Here is a 20,155-nt window from a genome sequence, read left to right as displayed (position 1 = left end):
ATGAAAGACGATATCAAAAAAATACTAATAATCGGAGCAGGACCGTCTGGAATTGGTCAAGAATGTGAGCTTGATTCCGCTGCATTTCAAGCACTAAAGGTTTGGAAGAAACTTGGGATTAATACTTTTCTTTTGGATAATAATCCATATTCAGTAATATTACAGGAAATGAATCCTGATAATGTTTCCATTAAACCTGTTAATACTGAAAATGCTAAACATGTTATTGAAACAGAGAACATTGATGCAGTTACCTCAGTTTTCGGCGGAGTTAATGCACTAAAGGTTATTCAACGCTTAAATAAAAATGGAATATTAAAAGAAAATAATGTAAATATTATTGGTTTAAATGATGATAACATTGATCTGTTTAACAATGAAAATCGATTGAATCAAAGATTAAAAGAATATGGGATTCCCACCCCTGATTATTATATTGTTGATAATTTTGATGATTTAAGGAATGTAATTGATAAAATTTCATTTCCAATTTCTGTTAGACCGTTAGATCCTAAAGTTCGACAACAACGGTTGATTTTTCAAAACATGGAACAAATAACTAACGATGCTGATACCATCTTTGAGGAGTCAAAGTCTAGTAAATGCCTAATTGAACGGGAAATTGTCGGCTACAAAGAAGTTGGAACGGTTTCACTGCGTGATACAATGGGGACAAAATTGATGGTATCTTCTTTAGAAGATATGAATCCAGTCGGAGTGAATTCAAATGATTCGGTCGTTTATACCCCGGCACAAACTTTAAGTGATACCCAGATTCAAATGATGCGATCAATTTCATTTCAGGTCATGGACGTTTTGGGAATCAAAGGCGTTTGTCATGTACAATTTGCTCTGAATACTGAAACAAATGATTGTTTTGTTCTAAAGGTAAATCCTAGTTTTAACATGAGTACTACCTTAGCAGCAAGATCAACGGGATATCCAATTGCCTTAGTTACCTCACAATTATTATTAAATTATCCAATTACTAAAATTAAGTTACCAGCACGTTTTCATAAATTTACGACGGTGCTTCAACCAATCAGTGATCATATCACGGTAAAAATCCCCATCTGGCCGTTTGAGCAATTACCTGATGCTGATTCACGACTTGGAACTAAAACCAAATCCATTGGATCAGTAATTGGGGTAGGTCGTAGTTGCGAAGCCGCTTTGTTAAAGGCCATTAGAAGTTCGCAATCGAGTCCAAAAGATGTTTTGCCAAGTTATTCTGAACTTTCCGAAGATGAACTAATTTCACAATTAATTCACCCAACCGATATCCAACTCCCAATTCTATTTGAAGCCCTCTCACGTCATTATAGTATTGAAGATTTACAAGAATTGACCAAAATTGATCAATTTTTCTTTGTGATCATGGCAAATATTGATAAGAGTCGATCGTATATTTTTAAACACCAAAATGACGCTAAAGCTTTCAGGTTAGCTCATGAAATGGGATTTGGTGATGGAATGTTGTCATCCATTTGGCATACAGATATCAATCAACTTCGTCAAAAGGATTCTTATAAAACCTATAAAATGATCGAACCAACGGCTGGAGAATTTCCCGAAAAAATTAATTCCTTTTATGCTAGTTATGAAATTGACAACGAATCTAATCAAATCGGGAATAACACCGCACTAGTAATTGGAAAGGGTAGAAATAAAATTGGCCCCAATATTGCTTCTGATTTCTATACTAGTGAAATATTAATTCAACTTAAAAAGATTGGATTTGACACTGTAATTTTAAATAATAATCCTAATTCTGCCTCCTTAGCGCCAATGATGAGTGACAAGCAGTACATTGAACCAATTCAACTGGGAGAAATTTTAGACGTCATTCAAACTGAGAAACCCCAATACGTCTTTCTGCCGGGTAATCGTCACTTCCTAATTCGTGAACTTAGCAAGTATCATGATTTCAAGTTGGTGGTTTTACCACCAAATCAAAAAGATGCAGTTTGGTATGGATCTCATGTTGATTTTGCGTTTGATTTATTAGTAACGGAGAACAAAATAGTTCCAATTTCAACCGTGGGGTTTAAATCCGGTGATGGAAACGATGACGATATCAGTCTTCAAACAGATTATTATGTTCCTTATGGTAAAGATGTTTTGAATGTGGAAGGGCTAGTTGAACGAGCTAAGGTAGCGGTGAAAAATCAAAGTCTTCATGGACTAGTTCAGGTTCTTTTTTACAGGGATCAAGACAAGATTAAAATTACTGGTGTGAGACCACTTCGAATTACCGAGACCGTTCTTTTAAATATGTCCACTGGAATTAACTGGATTGGGGTGCTGGTCAGGATGGCAACCGGACATTTAAATATTGATAAAATTGTAAATACCGTTCCCAAAATTGATTCTTCAACACACTTTACGGTGATGCAGGCTTCTTTCCCATTTAAGCAACTTGGAGTGTACGATTATCAAAAAGACCGATCACTCGAGTCAGGGGCTAAATTATCAATAGGTCATACTATTAACGAAGCAACCAACAAGTTATTGAAGTAAAAAAACAAGATACTAATTAGTATCTTGTTTTTTACTATTCTCTCTTAAATGTTTAACAATTGCTTCCGTTGGCGTTACGTAAATCGTATTTTGCCCCCGATAGGTAACAAAACCGGGTTTCCCTCCATTGGGCTTTTTTACAGCTTTTACTTTAACGTAATCAACTGGCACGTTAGCAGATGCTCGTGCTTTGGAAAAATAAGCAGCCAGTTCAGCAGCTTGAAGAATTGTCTGTTCAGTTGGATTGAAAGATCTAATTATTACATGAGATCCGTGGATATTTTGGACATGAAGCCAAGTATCACGTTTATCTGCTGTCCGAAGGGTAAGTTGATCATTTTGTAAATTATTTTTACCAACCAAAATTATCTCACCATCATCTGAGACAAACTTTTCAGGTTTGCTAACTTTAGTTTTATGATGTTTACTGTTACCTTTTTTTGGCTTCCTAATGTATCCACCATTTTTTAATTCTGTCTTAATGTCATCTAAATCACGTGGATCCGCGATTTCAATTTGGGATTCAATACTCTCAAAATAATCAATTTCATCCTGACATTCCTGGATTTGCTTAACTATATATTCCTTTGCATTTCGCTTTTTATCGTATTTTTTAAAGTATTTTTGAGCATTTTCAGAAGCTGAGAGGGAAGGATCTAGTGAGATAATGATCTCCTTATTATTATTGTAAAAATTGGGTAGTTTAATCTCTTTAGATCCAACTTTAACTTGATTTAAATAAGTCATTAAAATCTCACCTTTAACCCGTAGGTCATCTGCATGCTCAGATTCTTCTAAAGTCTTTTGTAATTTTTTAAGCTTTTTTCGATTCTTTTTTAATTCATTTTTGGTAATTCGAATTAATTGTGACCCTTGTTCTCGAACGCGCTCACGTTGAACCTTAGTTTGGTAATATTCATCTAACATTTCGCTTAAAGTTTTAAATCTTTTATCCGGCTGAATGCCGATATATTGAAATGCTGAAAATTGTAATTTTCCCTTCATATCATTTCCAATAATAGGTTCTGGATTTTCGAAATGATTAAAAAATTTCCAATATTTTTGTTTTAAAGTTGATCCAGATACATGAAGGGCACTTGCGAGCGCATAGGACGTATCAGTCCCAAGTCCTTGAAGATATTTACGTAATTGAGTAGCAAATACATCTACATTTGGAAACTCACGATTGATTTTTTCAATTTGTGTAAATTCTTTTTCGTTAACTTGAAATGGATCAATCAGATCTTGTTTTGGGGGTTGAATATATTTAGATCCTGGAAGAATGGTTCGGTATCGATTTTGAGCAGATGAAATTCTTCTAACTGAATCAATTATTGATGAATCTTTAGCTTGAACTAAAATGATGTTACTATGACGTGCCATTACTTCAATGACAAGGACTAATTCCTCAATATCACCTAATTCATTCCTTGTATTAAAATGAATGTGAATAATCCGATCATTGTTTACTTGATGAATTTTGCTAATAAAACTTCCACTTAAATGTTTTCTTAACGTCATTGCAAAGTTAGTTGGAACTTTCGGATTTGTAAAAGGGACGTTTGTAATTTGTACTCGAGCGTATGAGGGATTCGCTGATAATAATAACTGATAATTATTATGATTAGAACGAATAGTTAAAATAATTTCATTAGGGTAGGGCTCGTTTATTTTTGAAACACGTCCGTTTAGTAATTTGTTATTTAATTCATGACTCATTGCATGTGTAAATGATCCGTCAAATGACATATATAACACTCCTTTTGGCTTCATTGTCCAGTATAACTTATATTGTTGAGTGGTAGCACATAAATATTAAATCCATAATCTTGTATTAGGCAATTAATGGTATAATATTTTACGGAGGAATATCAATGAAAAATAGTTTAACTGCTCTTAGAGTTGTTGGAAAAATGCATCAACAACAGCTCCAAGCTCTTACCAAAAAATCAAATCTTACTATTTCAGAATGGCAATTGTTAATTGCCATTGACGATGGCTATACGACCCAAGAATCGCTTTCTAAGTCAATGAAATTAGATACATCAACTTTATCGCGACAATTGAAACGATTAGTTGTAAAAGAAATGATTCAAAAGAAAGTCATTGGGCAGGATAAACGCCAGTTAATATACAGTATTACTGATAAGGGTAAGAAGGCATGTCATCAAATTAGTAATGACTACGAAGATCTTTCCACACAAATTTTTAATCAGTGGACTGATGAAGAAAAGAATCTTTTAAAGATTCTCCTCAATCGATTAGAAACAAGTATGAAGAAAATCCGTAAATAGGTTAGGTGAAAGAAATGAAGACAGCGATTGTTACTGATAGTACATCGTATTTATCTAAGGAAGATATCAAAAAATATAATGTTCATATTATTCCAATCTCCGTAATCTTCAACGGTAAAAGTTACCGCGAAGGAATTGACATTACAAATAAGGAATTCTACCAAAAGCTTAAAGAGTCACCCAAATTACCGACGACTTCACAGCCGCCAATTGGAGCACTAATTGAAGAATATAATAAATTAGCTGACGATGGTTATGATGCAGTGATTAGTATTCATTTAGCTTCAACCATTTCTGGCATGTATCAAGCAGTTTGTAATGTAGCCAAAATGATGGATAACATCAAAATTTATCCTTTTAATTCTGGAATTACTGTTGATCCAATGGCTGCTTTAGTGAAATATGCAGTTAATTTAGCACAAAATAATGTTCCTCCAGAAGAAATTATTCAAAAACTTAAACTTCTTCGGTCAACCATTGATGAGTTAATTGTTGTCGATGATTTAGATAACCTAGTGAAGGGCGGGCGTTTATCAAATGCAACAGCGTTTGTAGGTGGACTATTAAACATAAAGCCCATTTTAACTTTTGATAACCAAACTGATGAGATCGTAGCATTTGATAAGGTTCGTTCTAAGAAAAAGGCACTTAAACGTGTTGAAGATTTATTTTCTCAAGCAGTATCAAAAGCCAATTATCCAATTGAAGTTGCTGTAATTGATGCCAATAACCCTAAAGAAGCTGATGTTTGGCAGAAATCCATTCAAGAAAAATATCCAAATATGAAAGTTACACGCGGATCATTCGGACCAGCAATTGGAACCCATTTAGGTAGCGGAGCTCTTGCATTAGGATGGATCAAAGATATTAATAGATAAAATAAGTTTGAAATTAAAGAACACCAAAAATGGTGTTCTTTTTAATATATATTTATAGAGGGAAACACTTAATTATTTATTCTTTTTCTAGTTTACATAATATATATTATACGAAGTAGACTTAATTTTAAGAAAAGACCAATTCATACTCATTTTAGATTATCATCATTTGTATAACTTTGAATTGATTTTGCAACTTCATCATTTGGATTCACAATAATTTGATCTGACTGTAGATTCATCTACTTTTAAAAGTTTTCGCGAGTAATTCTTGATCGTTACTATCGTTTCCAAACGCAATCTAGTTTCTAATAGTTGCTATCGGTTATAATTCTTAATGTACTGAATTTGTTAATATTTTGAGCTGTCAGGTCAATATTCTTTTCGCCAAAATGACGTATTTTGTTTAATGAATACTGTATTTTATCAATTAAGTCACTATTTATGTCCAATAAGATGATTTTAACGGCTTTTTTGATTGATGAGATAGCTACATTTTCAGCTAATTAATTTGGATCTAGTTGCTTAAATATTGGATTTAAAGCGCTTACTTTATCACTGTAATTCCAATTATCATCAATTATGTAATTTAAATCATATTTTTTAATGATATTTTTAGTCAATTGTATATCACAATTACTAATGGGTTTTATTGAATAAGTATGACTATTTCTTGATACAAGCGCCCCATTTGCACCTATTAATGTCTTATTTTTAAATGTTGGTACGCTTGAAATTAGATATCTGATTGGTCTGGTTGAATCAAAGATAATTTCATTACGTTTTGCTAGTTGTTTAATTGCATTTACAATTCCGAATTTATTTCAACACCATTAAAGCTCAACGTTCCGTCAACATCAAAGTCTTATTTAAATAGTTTCTGTACTCAATGATACGTTATTAATGAGTGCTTTTAAATAACCCACATTATTGGCTTGTTTTCAAAAAAAATAACAACAGCATTTGTTGTTATTTCATCGATTAAATTTTTGATTATTTTCAGCGGTTAAACCGGTCTAATCTAAATGGTTCTAAGTTATAAGAATTTGATTTTCCAAGAGTTTGATCACTTAATAGTTTACCAAGTACACTGGCAAATTTGAATCCGTGTCCACTTAATCCAGTTACAATTTGAATCTTATTCATGGATGGAATACGATCAATAATAAAATCACCGTCAGGAGAAAGATCATACGAACATGTACCACCATGGTCAATACCATCAGTCCCTGTCAAATGATGATTTAGTAATGGATCGATTTCATCTAAATCTTCAGAATAATCGCCAAAATTGCCCCTTTCTTTTCTATTTTTAATCTTTTGACCACCCTGGTGACGTCCAATTTTAATGGTGCCATTACTTCCTGGGAAACCGTAATACTGAATAGCATTTGCAAGTTCTACCGTAAAAGCTGGGAACCCTTCATTTTCATTTAAACCGTTATCGGCGACGTTAAACCATGCAAATACCTTTCTTGTTGGCGTGATTGGTAAATTTGGCAATAGTTGTTTGACCCAGGTTCCTGCTGATAAAATGACATTTTTGGCATAAAAAGTATGATCTTGTGTTTTAATCTCAACAATTCCATTGTCTTGCTGATCAATCTTTCTAACAAAACTATCAAAGCTTTGGGTAACGCCATTATTTTTAGCACCTTCGATATATGTTTTAATAATTTCCTCTGATTCTAAATACCCTGCACCTGGCTCTAAAATCCCTTCGTATTGATCGTTAAAATTCCAGTTATGCCATTGATCGTGAATTTCAGTTGAAGTATAAGGAACAATATCAATATCGTAGTCATTGGCAGACGCTTTGATATTATTTAAAAATGCTGAATCTTTTGGCCCAACGGTCAGAACGCCAGTTTTATGGAAAAGACGTTTGCCCGTCTGTTTCTGGAGTTTATCCCATAATCTTTGAGCTTCTAGTAGTAGCGGGATATACTTCTCTCCCTCACCATATGCATGCCGGATAATTCTAGTCTGCCCGTGATGTGATCCTAGTGTATGTGGGGGTTTAGCAATATCCAGCTCTAAAATATTGCTATTATTTTGACTGGCGTAATATCCTGCCGCCGAACCAACTGATCCTGTTCCAATGATTGCTAAATCAAAAATATTATCAGACATATTATGCCTCCGTTGTTTTATTATATTAAAAGAAAATACAAAAAAGCTCTTGAAACAAAAGTTTCAAGAGCTTGGACGAATAAACGCGGTACCACCGAGCCTTGATTGTCAGTTTTCTGCCAATCCTCAGTAACATTGCTAATTATATCTAGAATAAATTAAGCAGTGTATAGCGCTCTAATGGACGCCATCCAAATATGACTTGTAAATAACTTGTCTATATATGCTCCAAGACCATTTTCCTAAATGCCAATACGCAAACATCTCAGCGTCGCTTGCTTTCTGTATCATGGTTGGTTCAGTACTCATCTTTTCTTAGCATTTTCTTTAGACAGTACATTATGCTTAACCAACGTTTTTGTCAATGATAATTAATCAATAATTTTTAAAAATTTACTGATGACTAATTCAAATCCCCATCAGCAATTTTTTCAAGCATTGGTCTTGAAGGGATGAAAAAAGTTTGACCAGTTAATAAGGTTGAGAACGTTAACAAGAAATCATCTTCATCAACCATCTGTTGAAGCATGCCCTTAATAACGTGCCAGTATCGTGAATACGCAATAAAGTAAGTTCCTGTATCATTGTTAGCAGGATCAGAATAAGGAACATTCATCCTGACAATTTTTTGTTCAACTCCGTCAACGGATGTGTTTGAAGTTACATTATGGGCATTTTTAAATTTTTCTTCATCCGGTAATTCTAAGTCAGAAAATTTCTCTCTTCCAATGGCTTTATCTTGAGTAGTAGTATCTAGGTGATTCCAATAGTCCATGTTATGATGCCATTTTTGTGCAAAAGCATATGAACCATTGATAAATTCGGGATCTTCATCACCAATAAGCGCGTATGGAGCAACATCTTCAACTTGTGGAACTTCAGTCCCATCAATGAAACCAATGATAGCTCTTCCCTCTAAATATCTAAAACCATGAGTTTCGTTCACTACTTTAGTAAAATCTCTTAAAAAGAGCATGAATTGTGTAGTAACTTCGTATACAACGGCTTCAGTATTAGCACGAATATGAAGAAAGATATCTCCCTCAGATGATGGCATCGAATAGTTTGGACCATTAACGCCTGTAAAGTCCTCTAATTCTTTAGGTTTATTAGCCTTCGGAAACAAGTAATCCCAAGCTTTACTACTAAAACCAATGGCAACTCTAAGGTTTGCTTTAGGCTCTCTAATTCTCATTGATCTAATAATGGATTGTGAACGATCAGCAAAATCTTGGATTCCCTCTTGAGCCGCTTTTTGATCTTTTCTAGTTAATTCTAAAGTAGCAAATTCAACGTTTTCACCAGTATCTTTCCAAACGTCTTGCGATTTATTTGGTCTTATCTTTTCTTCAGCCATTGTAATACCTCCCAGAATATACTCAGTATTAATATGAGATTAGAATTACTTTATTACTAATCTCATACCACTTTTATTTTACTACATATAACTAGTCATGAAAAAAGAATGTCAGATTGGCATTCTTTTTGTTGACTTATTTACTTCTTCCAATGATCATCAATGAACTTTTTCCGTCCACCACTCTCTTCCATTGCATAACGAAGTGGATTCTTCTTATAAAAGTCCTGATGATAATCCTCAGCCGGATAAAATGTTTGAGCATCTTCAATTTTGGTTACGATTGGTTCATCAAATTCACCGCTATTTTCCAATTCTTTCTTAGATTCTTCAGCAATTTTGCGTTGTTCAGGACCATTAACGTAAATAACGGGACGATAGGAATCACCACGATCTTGGAATTGTCCCATTGCGTCGGTTGGGTCAGTTTGATGCCAATAGATTTCAACTAATTTTTTATATGAAATGATGCTCGGATCAAAAGTAATTTTAACTGCTTCTGTGTGACCGGTAGTACCTGAAGCAACTTGCTCATAAGTTGGATTTGGGACATGACCACCTGTGTATCCAGATACAACGGAAATAATTCCTGGCATCTGATCAAATGGTTGGACCATGCACCAGAAACAACCACCGGCAAAAATTGCTGTTTCTTTTTTATCACTCATTAATAAAGACCTCTATTTCAGTCATTTGTATTATTCAACAAACTTTTTGTATTTGCCATACCCTTCTTCGTCCATCTTATCATAAGGGATGAACTTAAGAGCGGCAGAATTAATACAGTAACGTAAACCACCCTTATCTTGCGGTCCATCTGGAAAGACGTGTCCTAGATGGGACGCAGAGTCTGCGCCACGAACTTCTTGTCTAATCATACCAAAAGAAGTATCAGTATCATTCTTTAATTCGTCTTCACTAATTGGTTTAGTAAATGATGGCCAGCCACAACCAGCGTCATACTTATCAGCAGAACTAAATAATGGCTTACCATTTACAACATCAACATAGATTCCCTTTTTATAAAAATTATCATATTTGCCAGTAAATGCAGGTTCAGTTCCAGCATTTTGAGTTACGTTGTATTGCTCAGGTGTTAAGCGGTTTCTCAAATCATCTTTATTATTTTCAGCCATAATATAAACCTCCTATTTGTTTCTATATTTAATTTATATCTTATCCAATTAAATAGCAAACAATTTGTTTTAAACCAAAAAATCCACAATTAAGTGGATTTTTTATAACTATTCTTTTTCTAATGCATCAGTTAATGGGGGAACAACTTGCTTTTTTCTAGAAACGACTCCAGGCAAATTCATAATGTCATCATCATTGAATTTGTTATCAAAAGCTTGTTCGACCACGCTCTTTGGTTCCCCAACTACAATTAGTTCTGAATTACTATCAAGAATATTGGTTACAAGCACTAAGAATAAATCATAGCCCTTATCCTTAGATTCAGCCTTCATAGCTTTCTTAATATCATCAGCACGTTTGGTAATATCGTCTAAATCGACAACGTTAATTTGGTCGATCCTGACATTCTTACCACCTAACGTAAATGACTTAGCATCTCCGTCAATAAGTTGTTGATCAGTTTTTGCGTCAACGTTAGTCCCGGCCTTAAGCATTTTAACACCATAATCTTCGTAATCATCGATTCCGGCAATGTCAGCTAAAGCTTTGAGTGCATCGCGATCAAAATCAGTAGTAGTCGGTGATTTTAACAATAAAGTGTCAGAGATAATGGCTGACAACATTAAACCGGCTAATTTCTTGGGAATTTTAATACCCTCTTCTGAAAACATCTTAGTAATAATTGTACTGCAGCATCCATAAGGTGCAGCACGATAATACAAAGGTGCAGCAGTGTTAAAACCATTAATTCGGTGATGATCAACAACATCAGTTACGGTTAATTGATCAATATCACTTACACTTTGTTGAGGTTCGTTGTGGTCGACTAGCATTACTTTATCAACTTCAGGTTTTGCACGTTCAATCACACGTGGTGCTTTAGTATCAAAGTAATCAAGCACATACTTAGTTTCAGCATTGGGATTACCTAAAGCGACTGCTTCTACATCATACCCGTCTTGTTTCTTCAAATATGCGAGTGCCATTGCAGCCACAATTGCATCCGTATCCGGTACTTTATGTCCAAAAACTAGTTCTTTACTCATGATTCTCTCTCCTCTTTTTCCATATTTCCAAGAGTCTCTGACGATCTCTAACTTCTATATTAATACTACTTAAGTATACATCTTTAGCCTGCTCATATTCTCCTACAAAACCACTAAATTCGTCAAATAATTTATTTAACCGCGGAATACCATCTTTAGTATCACGATAGACGGCAACGGCTTGAAGAGAAAAATCAGGAATAATATCAGTATAATAAGTATTCTTTTGAGCCATTTTAGTTCGATCACGTGTCATCATAAAGGTCTTCGGTAGAATTGTATTTAACCCAGATGATAAAGCAAATTCTATGATTTGCACTGGTCTTGTAAAACATGCTTCCATTTTTGGCATTTCATAGCGCTTAGCGCTGTAAATGTTCTTTAAAAATTGATTAAAGTAATAACCATTGGGAAAACCTACCATTGGCCCAACAACTTTTTTAAGATTAATTTTACTTCCAATTTTACTTTTATCATGATGAACATAGCACAAAGTATCGTGAGTAATCGGTTTAATGGCCATTCCCTTCCAATTATGCAATTTCTCATTTGGTAGGTACATAATGGCTAAATCAATTCTTCCACTTTCAAGATCAGAGATTAATGTTTGTTGAGTCAACATGTACATTTCAATTCGCAAATCTGGATTCTTTTCATAGAAATATAGGGCAAAATTTTCAAATATTTCATCTTCAATTGCAGAAAGAATTCCAACCTTAATTGTTCCACGGATTGAGCTTGAATATGATTCAATTTCATCAGTAGCATTATCAAGGATTCCATATACTTCCTCGGTAGCATTTTTTAAAGTATAACCCGCATCGGTTAAATGAATTTGTTTACCAACAGAATAAAATAAGTTAGCATGGAGCTTATTTTCTAATTTTTTAATTTGTTGGGATAGTGCAGGCTGTGTAATTCCTAAAATACCCGCAGCTTTTGTATAGTTCAGCGATTCAGATAATTGTAAGAAATATACCAAAGCCTTGGATGAAAATAATGATTCCCTCTTAGATTCTCTCAAAACTAATACCTCGCACTAACATTTATTATTATATTGTGTATATTATCACGAAATCACTATATTTACTATAGCAAATTATCAACTTGAGATTGTTTTAAAGTGTCGTGAGCAATCAAAATTGGAGTTCCAATCATCTTCGTATTCATTACGGACGATCCGTTTGATAAACGACCAGATGTTCCGTAGTCACCCAAGACCACTTCGTGTGAAGTCGCGTGATCAGTATAAATTTTAAGCGTTTCATCCCTAGAATCAATTTTGATAAAATCAGCTAACAGGTTACTTTTGGTTTTAAATTCTTTTAAAACTTTAATTCCTTTTCGTGCACGGCTAGTCACTGGAATGTCGCTTACTCTCATCTTTTTAAAGTGCCCATTTTGGAAAACAACTCCAATTTCAGACTCATCATTTACAAATTGCATGTTAACGACGTGATCATCATCAGCTAAACTAATTGCTTTCACTCCTGTGGTCCTCGGACCATTCAACGAAACTTCCTGCAAGTCGTATCTAAGGGCCATTCCCTTTTCTGTCATCAATAAGACACTACCAGGATCTTCAACCCGATTGTATGAGACATTGACTACTTTTGATAGCGGCCCCTTCAACTTTTCATACATTGCAGCACGACTTTTATAGGTACGACTAGGAAGTAATTTGCTAAATTCAGTGCGCTTAATATGGCCAGCACTAGTTGTAATTACAAATTCACCATCTTGTTTACTTAGATCAGAGAAGTCATAAACAGCAATGATTTTCTCATTGGCATCAAGCCCATTCATTCTTGAGATATGTTCTCCCGTGTCTTTCCACTTAACGTCTTCGACTTCATAAACACGGCGATAAATCATATTACCCTTGTCAGTGAACATAAACAGCGAATCACGAGTGTTTAATTCATTTAGGTAAACAGCATGGTCATCGTCTTTTAAGCCGTTATCAGTGATCTCAGACGCATTAAATGAGCGAATACTACTGCGTTTTAGATAACCATCATTACTTACCATTACCATTACATTTTCGTCTGGAAGCGTAACTTCCTCACTAACTTCCAGATTTTGAATTTTGTCTTCAATTTTAGTACGACGTGGATTACGGTAACGTTTTGCAATATCTCTAAGTTCGCTTCTTAAAACAGAGTCAAGTTCATCTGGACTTGCTAAAATAGTCTCATATTCAGCAATTTTAGCTGCCAAATCAGCGTTTTCTTTTTTTAATTCAGTAACATCTGTATTAGTTAAACGATACAATTGTAAGGCAACAATCGCATCCGCTTGTTTTTCGGAAAAGTCGTATTCAGAAATTAAATTATTTCGCGCATCTTGTTTATCTTTACTAGCACGAATGGTTTTAATCACCTGGTTTAGGATTGATAATGCCTTAATCAAACCCAAGACAATGTGTTGTCGTGCATTGGCTTTATCTAAATTAAATTTAGTTCTTTTAGATATAACATCGCGTTGATAATCCAAGTAAGCAACTAAGATTTCTTTTAGAGAAAGCCTTTTTGGTGCCATATTGCTAATAGCAACGACATTAAAGTTATACGAAATTTGCAGGTCAGTATTTTTGAACAAGTAATTTAAGATACTAGTACTATCAACGTCCCGTTTCAATTCAATTGCAATCGTTAATCCTTCACGATCTGATTCGTCTCTTACTTCGGCAATTCCATCAATTTTTTTGTTAATTCTAACCTCATCAATTTGTTTGACTAATTGAGCCTTATTAACTTCATAAGGAATTTCGGTTATCTTGATCATCTGTTTATTCCCACGCAATGATTCAATTGAAGTTTTAGAACGAATCATGATTCGTCCTTTGCCAGTTTCATAGGCCTGTTTAATTCCGTCAAGTCCCTGAATGATTCCGCCAGTTGGAAAGTCTGGTCCTTTAACGTACTTCATTAGATTGTCCAAAGTGGCATTGGGATGCTTTTGTAGATAAATTAACGCATCAATTACTTCACCTAGATTGTGTGGTGGAATTTCGGTGGCATATCCCGCTGAAATTCCAGTAGCACCATTTACTAGTAAGTTAGGAAATCTAGAAGGAAGAACGACAGGTTCATACTCCGTATCATCAAAGTTTAAAACCCAATCAACGGTATCCTTATCGATATCCCGCAACATTTCATCTGATATTTTACTTAAGCGAGCTTCTGTGTAACGCATGGCTGCTGGAGGGTCACCATCCATTGAACCATTGTTTCCGTGCATCTCAATCAACGGTTCCCGTAGTTTCCAGTCTTGACTCATACGAACCATAGCTTCATAGATTGAACTATCGCCATGAGGGTGAAAATTACCCATGACGTTACCAACTGATTTAGCTGCTTTTCTAAATCCCTTAGAAGAAGTATTGCCATCCTTATTCATGGCATACAAAATCCGTCTTTGAACGGGTTTAAGCCCATCACGGACGTCTGGTAATGCTCGCTCTTGAATAATTGATTTAGAATAACGACTAAACCGTTCGTCCATAACTTCTGAAAGAGTTAAATCTTTAATTTTAGATCTATGTGCCATTTCATCACCTCCAAGCTAATTTTTCTCAGTATTATCTAAAATACTTCCGTCTTCTTCGAGATTAAATTGAACGTTATTTTCAATCCATTTTCGACGTGGTTCTACTTTATTACCCATTAAAGTTGATACTTGTCGTTCTGCATCAGCTGCATCATCGATTCGAACTCGAATTAAAGTCCTTTTGGCAGGATCCATCGTAGTTTCCCATAATTGATCCGCGTTCATCTCGCCCAAACCTTTGAAACGCTGTAACGAATATCCTGATTTAAAATCTTTAATGTCTTGATCACGTTCTTCATTGGTCCAAGCATATTCTACTTTGGATCTCTTCCCTTTACCATGTTGCAATTTATAAAGTGGCGGTAACGCAATATATACCTTACCTGCTTCAATCATTGGCCGCATGTATTTATAGAAGAAAGTTAAAAGGAGGATCTGAATGTGGGCACCATCATCGTCCGCATCTGTCATGATAATAATTTTGTCATAATTTGATTCCTCGATCTTAAAATCAGTTCCTACACCCGCTCCTACTGTGTAGATAATCGTACTAATTTCCTCATTTTTCATAATATCAGGAAGTTTAGCACGTTCAGTGTTTAGAACCTTACCACGTAACGGTAAAATTGCTTGATGCTTTCGATCTCGTCCTTGCTTAGCGGAGCCTCCGGCCGAATCTCCTTCAACTAGAAATAATTCGTTTTCACTCGTATCTTTTGACTGAGCAGGAGTCAGTTTCCCAGAAAGGAGTCGTTCGCGTTTCTTTTTCTTTTTACCGTGTCGACTCTCTTCTCGAGCCTTTTTAGCAGCCTCACGCGCTGTGCGCGCATTAGTGGCCTTTTTAATCAAAGTTTTAGCAAAATCACTGTTTTCCATGAGGTAGTAGAGTAATTGTTCTGAAACAACACTATCAACAACTGACCTTGCAATCGGGGTTCCCAATTTTTCTTTAGTTTGACCCTCAAATTGGAGCAGTTCTTCAGGTACTTTTAACGCTACGACAGCAGTTAACCCCTCACGAACATCGTTTCCCTCCAGATTTTTGTCCTTGTCCTTTAATAAATCGACTTTACGGGCATACTCATTAAAAGACTTGGTCCATGCACTTCTAAAGCCGGCTTCATGACTTCCACCATCTTTAGTTCTAACATTATTAACAAATGAAAGCATATTTTCGGTATAGCCGTCATTGTATTGAGCAGCAACTTCAACTTCAATGCCATCTTTTTTCCCATCGAAATACATAACTTTTCCAAGTGTACTTTTGCCTTCGTTCAGATAGTCAACAAATTCCTTAATCCCATCTTTGAACTGAAATTCATCTTCACGAATCTTTCCGGGTCTTTCATCTTTAAGCGTTATTTTAACGCCCTTCAGCAAAAAGGCAGACTCACGAAGCCGTTCTGCCAAGATATCATAATTATAAGTTGTAGTAGTAAAGATGTCCGGATCAGGTTTGAATGTGACAGTCGTTCCGGTATGTTTATTGGTTTTTCCAATTTTTTTTAGGGTTCCAACAGGATGCCCACCATTTTTAAAATCTTCTTGATAAAGAGTACCATTACGGACAATTTGAACCGTTAAATGAGTTGAAAGTGCATTAACAACACTTGACCCAACTCCGTGCAATCCCCCCGAAGTTTTATATCCTCCTTGGCCAAATTTCCCACCAGCATGAAGAACCGTTAAAATTACTTCAGGAGTTGGTTTTCCAGAAGAATGCATTCCAGTTGGCATACCACGCCCATGATCAACCACTGTGATACTATCATCTTCGTGAATGGTAACGTTGATTTCATCACCATAGCCAGCTAACGCTTCATCGACTGCATTGTCAACAATTTCGTAAACTAAATGGTGCAATCCCTTTGAATCAGTAGAACCTATGTACATACCAGGTCGTTTTCGAACTGCTTCTAAACCATGTAAAACTTGAATTGAAGAGTCATCATACTCTTGCTTTTTTGCCTGTGTCATTAGGAAAGACTCCTTCTTTTAGTCATCGTTTTTAATAATAACCTATTTAAACTTGATTGCAAAGACGTTTTAAAGTTAGCTCATTTTCCCAAACTAAATTTTAAAATCATCTTTTTAATGATAAAATAAACTTTTGGGACTTATATATTACATTAATAATACGGAGGAAGATATGGTTAAATTTATTATTCTCCTAATCTTTGCTTATTTATTGGGATCAATTCCCAACGGAATTTGGATTGGCAAAGTATTTTTTCATATCGACATTAGACGACATGGCTCCAAAAATATTGGCGCTACCAACACTTATCGGGTACTAGGATGGTTTGCAGGAACCATTGTGATGATTCTTGATATTGCTAAGGGCGCCATTGCTACTTGGTTACCAATGCAGTTTGGAATCCATTCATGGTACCCGCTCATTTTTGGACTGGCAGCGATCTTAGGCCATACTTATTCGATTTTTGATCATTTTCGTGGTGGTAAGGCAGTTGCAACTAGTGCTGGGATGCTTTGGGCATATAACTTCGTCTTTTTCTGCATTGCGGCCGGAACTTGGATTATCTGTATCTTTGTTACTAGTATGGTAAGTCTTGCTAGTATGCTAGGCTTTACCATTATTGTTATTGCATCATTATTTGAAAACGATCCAGCACTGACAATTCTAGCAATTTGTTTAACAATCTTTACTTTCTATCGCCACCGGAACAACATCATTAAGATTATTCATGGAGATGAAAATCTCGTTCCGTTTGGTCTTTATTACTGGTACTTAAAATACGTAAAGAAATCCATTCCTTCAAAAAAACAGCATAAATAAGGGGCACTCAACGAGTGTCCCTTATTTAATTTAATCTTATTTAGAAGAAAGTAATATCAAAATCAGCATTTAAGCTTTCGTTCGGGTCAAGTTTACTTATATCGGCCTTATCTTTTAAAAATCCAGTACTGCCTTCCTCATCAGCAATTCCCCACCATGGTTCTAAACACACAAAGGGAGCATTTTTAGGATAAGTTGACCAGATACCAATGTACTTACAGTCGTAAGCAGTCAAAGCGACTCCATGCTCGGTGACATCTGATTGGAGCATAACGGTAGTTTGCTCATTATCAGATACATCAAGCACCTTTGCATCATGAATAAATAGGTCACGATTTAACTGTAGTGGATTGTTCAGCGTTTTTTCAATTGGATGTTTAATATTACTGTATCCATTCTGATCAATTCTAACAGTTTTATAGTCATGCTTTGGAGCAATCGAGACCGAATAATCATCAAATGTTTCTTTCTTAGGAAACAATGGGACGTTGAATCCTGGATGAGCTCCTAATGAGAAATACATTGGATCTGGATTGATATTTTCTACTACCATTTCAACCGCAATGGTGTGTTCATCTAGCTCATAGTGAATAGATAAATTAAAGTTAAAGGGATAAATCTTTCTAGTAGCCGCACTCGAATGCAACATAAAATTGACTTCGGTTTGGTTGTGAGATTCGATCTCAAACTCACTATCTCTAGCAAAACCATGCTGATACATATGATAACTGTTTCCATCGTAAATATAATCATCATCTTGAAGTCGACCAACGATTGGAAACAAGATCGGTGCATGACGCTTCCAGTACTTTTTATTAGCACCCCAAATATATTCAGTACCGCTTTGATCCTTAACCGAAACAATCTCAGCACCTTTTTGATTAATTCGAACCGTTAAGTAATCATTTTTTAGTGTAACTGGCAATTTAATCCCTCCCTTTCTTTATATATTATTTCACAAAATGTAGAAACTATAAAATATATCGTGCTATATTTTCATCAGCCGCAAGATTACCAACTTTGTCTTCAACGTATTGTTGGTTAATCGTAATATCACCCATATGCATATCTGGTCCTTCATACAAAATATCTTCAAGTAATTTTTCTAGAATTGTGTGAAGCCGTCTAGCACCGATGTTATCAGTATCATGGTTAACAGAATATGCAATATCAGCAATTTTTTCAATTGCTTCCTTAGTAAAAGTTACTTTAATATTATCCGTCCCAATTAATGCTACATATTGCTTAATTAATGCATCACTCGGTTCAGTTAAAATTTTAACAAAGTCATTCTTACTTAGATCATTTAATTCTACTCGAATTGGGAATCGACCTTGCAGTTCAGGAATTAAATCTGAAGGCTTACTATCAGCAAAAGCACCGGAACCGATAAACAAGATGTGATTGGTATTTATGACTCCATACTTAGTATTTACATTTACACCTTCAACGATTGGTAAAATGTCTCGTTGAACACCTTCTCTTGACACTTCTCCACGAGTTTGTTTGTTTCCACCAGTCAATTTATCAATTTCATCTATAAAAATAATCCCGGTATTTTCGGCACGTTTAATTGCTGAGCCATTCACTTTGGCATCGTCAATTAGTGTTTCTGATTCTTGATTGATTAATGCTTCACGAGCTTCTTTTAACGGAAGGACTCTTTCAACTTGCTTCTTCGGCAGCATACTCTCTAATCCCTGCAAGTTAATTCCCATTTGTTCCATTTTGCTGTTGTCCGCGTTTAGTGCAGTCGCTGGGTCATCAATGGAGATTTTAACTTCATGGTCCTCTAACTCGCCATTTTCAATTTGATTTAAAATTTGATCGGCATCATTTTTAATTTTATTCTTTTCGTCATTATCCATGAAGGGATCTTTTTGAGTTAACCAAGATAAATCTATTGGTTTCCCCTTCTTAAATGCTTTATTAAGTTCTTTAACCGTATCTTCTAATTTTTTATCATTATTTGCGATTGCTTCTGGATCATCTACGTGGTTTTCTTCGCGTGAAATGATCTCAGCCAAGTCCTTATTCGCTTTCTTTTCAGCTTCACGTCTAACGTTTTTAAACTCAATTTTCTTTTCCATTTGAACTGAGCTCTCAACTAAATCACGAACCATTGAATTAACATCTCCACCAACGTATCCAACTTCAGTGAATTTGGTTGCTTCTACTTTGACAAATGGAGCGTCTACAATCTTAGCCAAACGACGTGCAATTTCTGTCTTACCAACTCCAGTGGGACCGATCATCAATAAGTTTTTAGGAGTAATGTCCTCTTGCATCTGTGGGCTTAATTGAAGACGACGGTAACGATTACGCAACGCGATTGCTACAGACTTCTTAGCATCGTCCTGTCCAACAATATAATTATCTAATTGGGAAACAATTTCTTTTGGTGTCATTTGTTCTTCTTTTGTCATTAATTAATACCTCGG

Annotated in this window: 15 protein-coding genes; 4 read left to right on the top strand and 11 right to left on the bottom strand. The window is 35.2% G+C overall.

The window, feature by feature from the left end; translation table 11 throughout:
* Complete coding sequence (locus tag AC6UDB_RS03085; protein ID WP_500709121.1) at positions 1–2,520, top strand: carbamoyl phosphate synthase preATP-grasp domain-containing protein; 2,520 nt, start codon at positions 1–3, stop codon at positions 2,518–2,520.
* A gap of 12 nt (positions 2,521–2,532) precedes the next feature.
* Here the strand turns inward: AC6UDB_RS03085 and AC6UDB_RS03080 are convergent, their stop codons facing one another.
* Positions 2,533–4,269, bottom strand: a complete 1,737-nt coding sequence (locus AC6UDB_RS03080) for an Rqc2 family fibronectin-binding protein (protein ID WP_500709120.1) — start codon at positions 4,267–4,269, stop codon at positions 2,533–2,535.
* Between the two features lie 125 nt (positions 4,270–4,394).
* On the opposite strand from AC6UDB_RS03080, the gene AC6UDB_RS03075 reads away from it, so the two are divergent.
* Together AC6UDB_RS03075 and AC6UDB_RS03070 are read left to right on the top strand one after the other, a co-directional pair.
* Positions 4,395–4,814, top strand: coding sequence for a MarR family winged helix-turn-helix transcriptional regulator (locus AC6UDB_RS03075; RefSeq protein WP_500709119.1), 420 nt, complete (start codon positions 4,395–4,397; stop codon positions 4,812–4,814).
* Between the two features lie 14 nt (positions 4,815–4,828).
* The gene (locus AC6UDB_RS03070; RefSeq protein ID WP_500699472.1) at positions 4,829–5,692 is read left to right on the top strand and encodes a DegV family protein; all 864 of its coding nucleotides are present in this window, start codon (positions 4,829–4,831) and stop codon (positions 5,690–5,692) included.
* Between the two features lie 999 nt (positions 5,693–6,691).
* Here the strand turns inward: AC6UDB_RS03070 and solA are convergent.
* The 8 genes from solA to parE form a co-directional block, all read right to left on the bottom strand.
* Positions 6,692–7,825: an N-methyl-L-tryptophan oxidase gene (gene solA, locus AC6UDB_RS03065; protein ID WP_500709118.1), complete on the bottom strand. Its 1,134-nt coding sequence runs from the start codon at positions 7,823–7,825 to the stop codon at positions 6,692–6,694.
* 403 nt (positions 7,826–8,228) lie between these two features.
* On the bottom strand, positions 8,229–9,182 hold the full coding sequence (locus tag AC6UDB_RS03060; RefSeq protein WP_500709117.1) for a Dyp-type peroxidase: 954 nt from the start codon (positions 9,180–9,182) through the stop codon (positions 8,229–8,231).
* Positions 9,183–9,322: 140 nt separating this feature from the next.
* Positions 9,323–9,850 carry a peptide-methionine (S)-S-oxide reductase MsrA gene (gene msrA / locus AC6UDB_RS03055; protein WP_500709116.1) on the bottom strand — a complete coding sequence of 176 codons (528 nt, stop codon included), beginning with the start codon at positions 9,848–9,850 and terminating at the stop codon, positions 9,323–9,325.
* 30 nt (positions 9,851–9,880) lie between these two features.
* Positions 9,881–10,318: a peptide-methionine (R)-S-oxide reductase MsrB gene (msrB, locus tag AC6UDB_RS03050; RefSeq protein WP_500709115.1), complete on the bottom strand. Its 438-nt coding sequence runs from the start codon at positions 10,316–10,318 to the stop codon at positions 9,881–9,883.
* 108 nt (positions 10,319–10,426) lie between these two features.
* On the bottom strand, positions 10,427–11,365 hold the full coding sequence (locus AC6UDB_RS03045) for a manganese-dependent inorganic pyrophosphatase (RefSeq protein WP_500695643.1): 939 nt from the start codon (positions 11,363–11,365) through the stop codon (positions 10,427–10,429).
* Positions 11,358–12,389, bottom strand: a complete 1,032-nt coding sequence (locus tag AC6UDB_RS03040; RefSeq protein WP_500695642.1) for a LysR family transcriptional regulator — start codon at positions 12,387–12,389, stop codon at positions 11,358–11,360. Before AC6UDB_RS03040 ends, AC6UDB_RS03045 begins: the two co-directional genes overlap by 8 nt.
* Positions 12,390–12,454: 65 nt before the next feature.
* The gene (gene parC / locus AC6UDB_RS03035; RefSeq protein ID WP_500709114.1) at positions 12,455–14,917 is read right to left on the bottom strand and encodes a DNA topoisomerase IV subunit A; all 2,463 of its coding nucleotides are present in this window, start codon (positions 14,915–14,917) and stop codon (positions 12,455–12,457) included.
* Positions 14,918–14,932: 15 nt separating this feature from the next.
* The gene (gene parE / locus AC6UDB_RS03030) at positions 14,933–16,894 is read right to left on the bottom strand and encodes a DNA topoisomerase IV subunit B (RefSeq protein ID WP_500693762.1); all 1,962 of its coding nucleotides are present in this window, start codon (positions 16,892–16,894) and stop codon (positions 14,933–14,935) included.
* 172 nt (positions 16,895–17,066) lie between these two features.
* Here parE and plsY point away from each other — a divergent pair, with 172 nt between their 5' ends.
* A complete protein-coding gene (plsY, locus tag AC6UDB_RS03025) occupies positions 17,067–17,714 on the top strand; it encodes a glycerol-3-phosphate 1-O-acyltransferase PlsY (RefSeq protein WP_500693763.1) in 648 nt (215 codons plus the stop codon).
* Between the two features lie 40 nt (positions 17,715–17,754).
* On the opposite strand, the gene AC6UDB_RS03020 is transcribed toward plsY, so the two are convergent.
* On the bottom strand, positions 17,755–18,639 hold the full coding sequence (locus AC6UDB_RS03020; RefSeq protein WP_500706483.1) for an aldose 1-epimerase family protein: 885 nt from the start codon (positions 18,637–18,639) through the stop codon (positions 17,755–17,757).
* 46 nt (positions 18,640–18,685) lie between these two features.
* Positions 18,686–20,140, bottom strand: a complete 1,455-nt coding sequence (hslU, locus tag AC6UDB_RS03015) for an ATP-dependent protease ATPase subunit HslU (protein WP_500701084.1) — start codon at positions 20,138–20,140, stop codon at positions 18,686–18,688.
* Between the last annotated feature and the right edge of the window lie 15 nt (positions 20,141–20,155).

The sequence above is a fragment of the Fructilactobacillus sp. X3R2C1 genome (assembly GCF_059901235.1).
Note: the sequence above shows the minus strand (reverse complement) of the source record. Positions and strands in the feature narration are given on the sequence as shown.

What these genes read in the sequence shown, in the direction of transcription:
- msrB (WP_500709115.1), bottom strand. Translation starts at nt 10,318, where the DNA reads ATGGCTGAAAATAATAAAGATGATTTGAGAAACCGCTTAACACCTGAG.
- AC6UDB_RS03085 (WP_500709121.1), top strand. Translation starts at nt 1, where the DNA reads ATGAAAGACGATATCAAAAAAATACTAATAATCGGAGCAGGACCGTCT.
- plsY (WP_500693763.1), top strand. Translation starts at nt 17,067, where the DNA reads ATGGTTAAATTTATTATTCTCCTAATCTTTGCTTATTTATTGGGATCA.
- parE (WP_500693762.1), bottom strand. Translation starts at nt 16,894, where the DNA reads ATGACACAGGCAAAAAAGCAAGAGTATGATGACTCTTCAATTCAAGTT.
- hslU (WP_500701084.1), bottom strand. Translation starts at nt 20,140, where the DNA reads ATGACAAAAGAAGAACAAATGACACCAAAAGAAATTGTTTCCCAATTA.
- AC6UDB_RS03070 (WP_500699472.1), top strand. Translation starts at nt 4,829, where the DNA reads ATGAAGACAGCGATTGTTACTGATAGTACATCGTATTTATCTAAGGAA.
- AC6UDB_RS03060 (WP_500709117.1), bottom strand. Translation starts at nt 9,182, where the DNA reads ATGGCTGAAGAAAAGATAAGACCAAATAAATCGCAAGACGTTTGGAAA.
- AC6UDB_RS03045 (WP_500695643.1), bottom strand. Translation starts at nt 11,365, where the DNA reads ATGAGTAAAGAACTAGTTTTTGGACATAAAGTACCGGATACGGATGCA.
- msrA (WP_500709116.1), bottom strand. Translation starts at nt 9,850, where the DNA reads ATGAGTGATAAAAAAGAAACAGCAATTTTTGCCGGTGGTTGTTTCTGG.
- AC6UDB_RS03080 (WP_500709120.1), bottom strand. Translation starts at nt 4,269, where the DNA reads ATGTCATTTGACGGATCATTTACACATGCAATGAGTCATGAATTAAAT.
- AC6UDB_RS03075 (WP_500709119.1), top strand. Translation starts at nt 4,395, where the DNA reads ATGAAAAATAGTTTAACTGCTCTTAGAGTTGTTGGAAAAATGCATCAA.
- solA (WP_500709118.1), bottom strand. Translation starts at nt 7,825, where the DNA reads ATGTCTGATAATATTTTTGATTTAGCAATCATTGGAACAGGATCAGTT.
- parC (WP_500709114.1), bottom strand. Translation starts at nt 14,917, where the DNA reads ATGGCACATAGATCTAAAATTAAAGATTTAACTCTTTCAGAAGTTATG.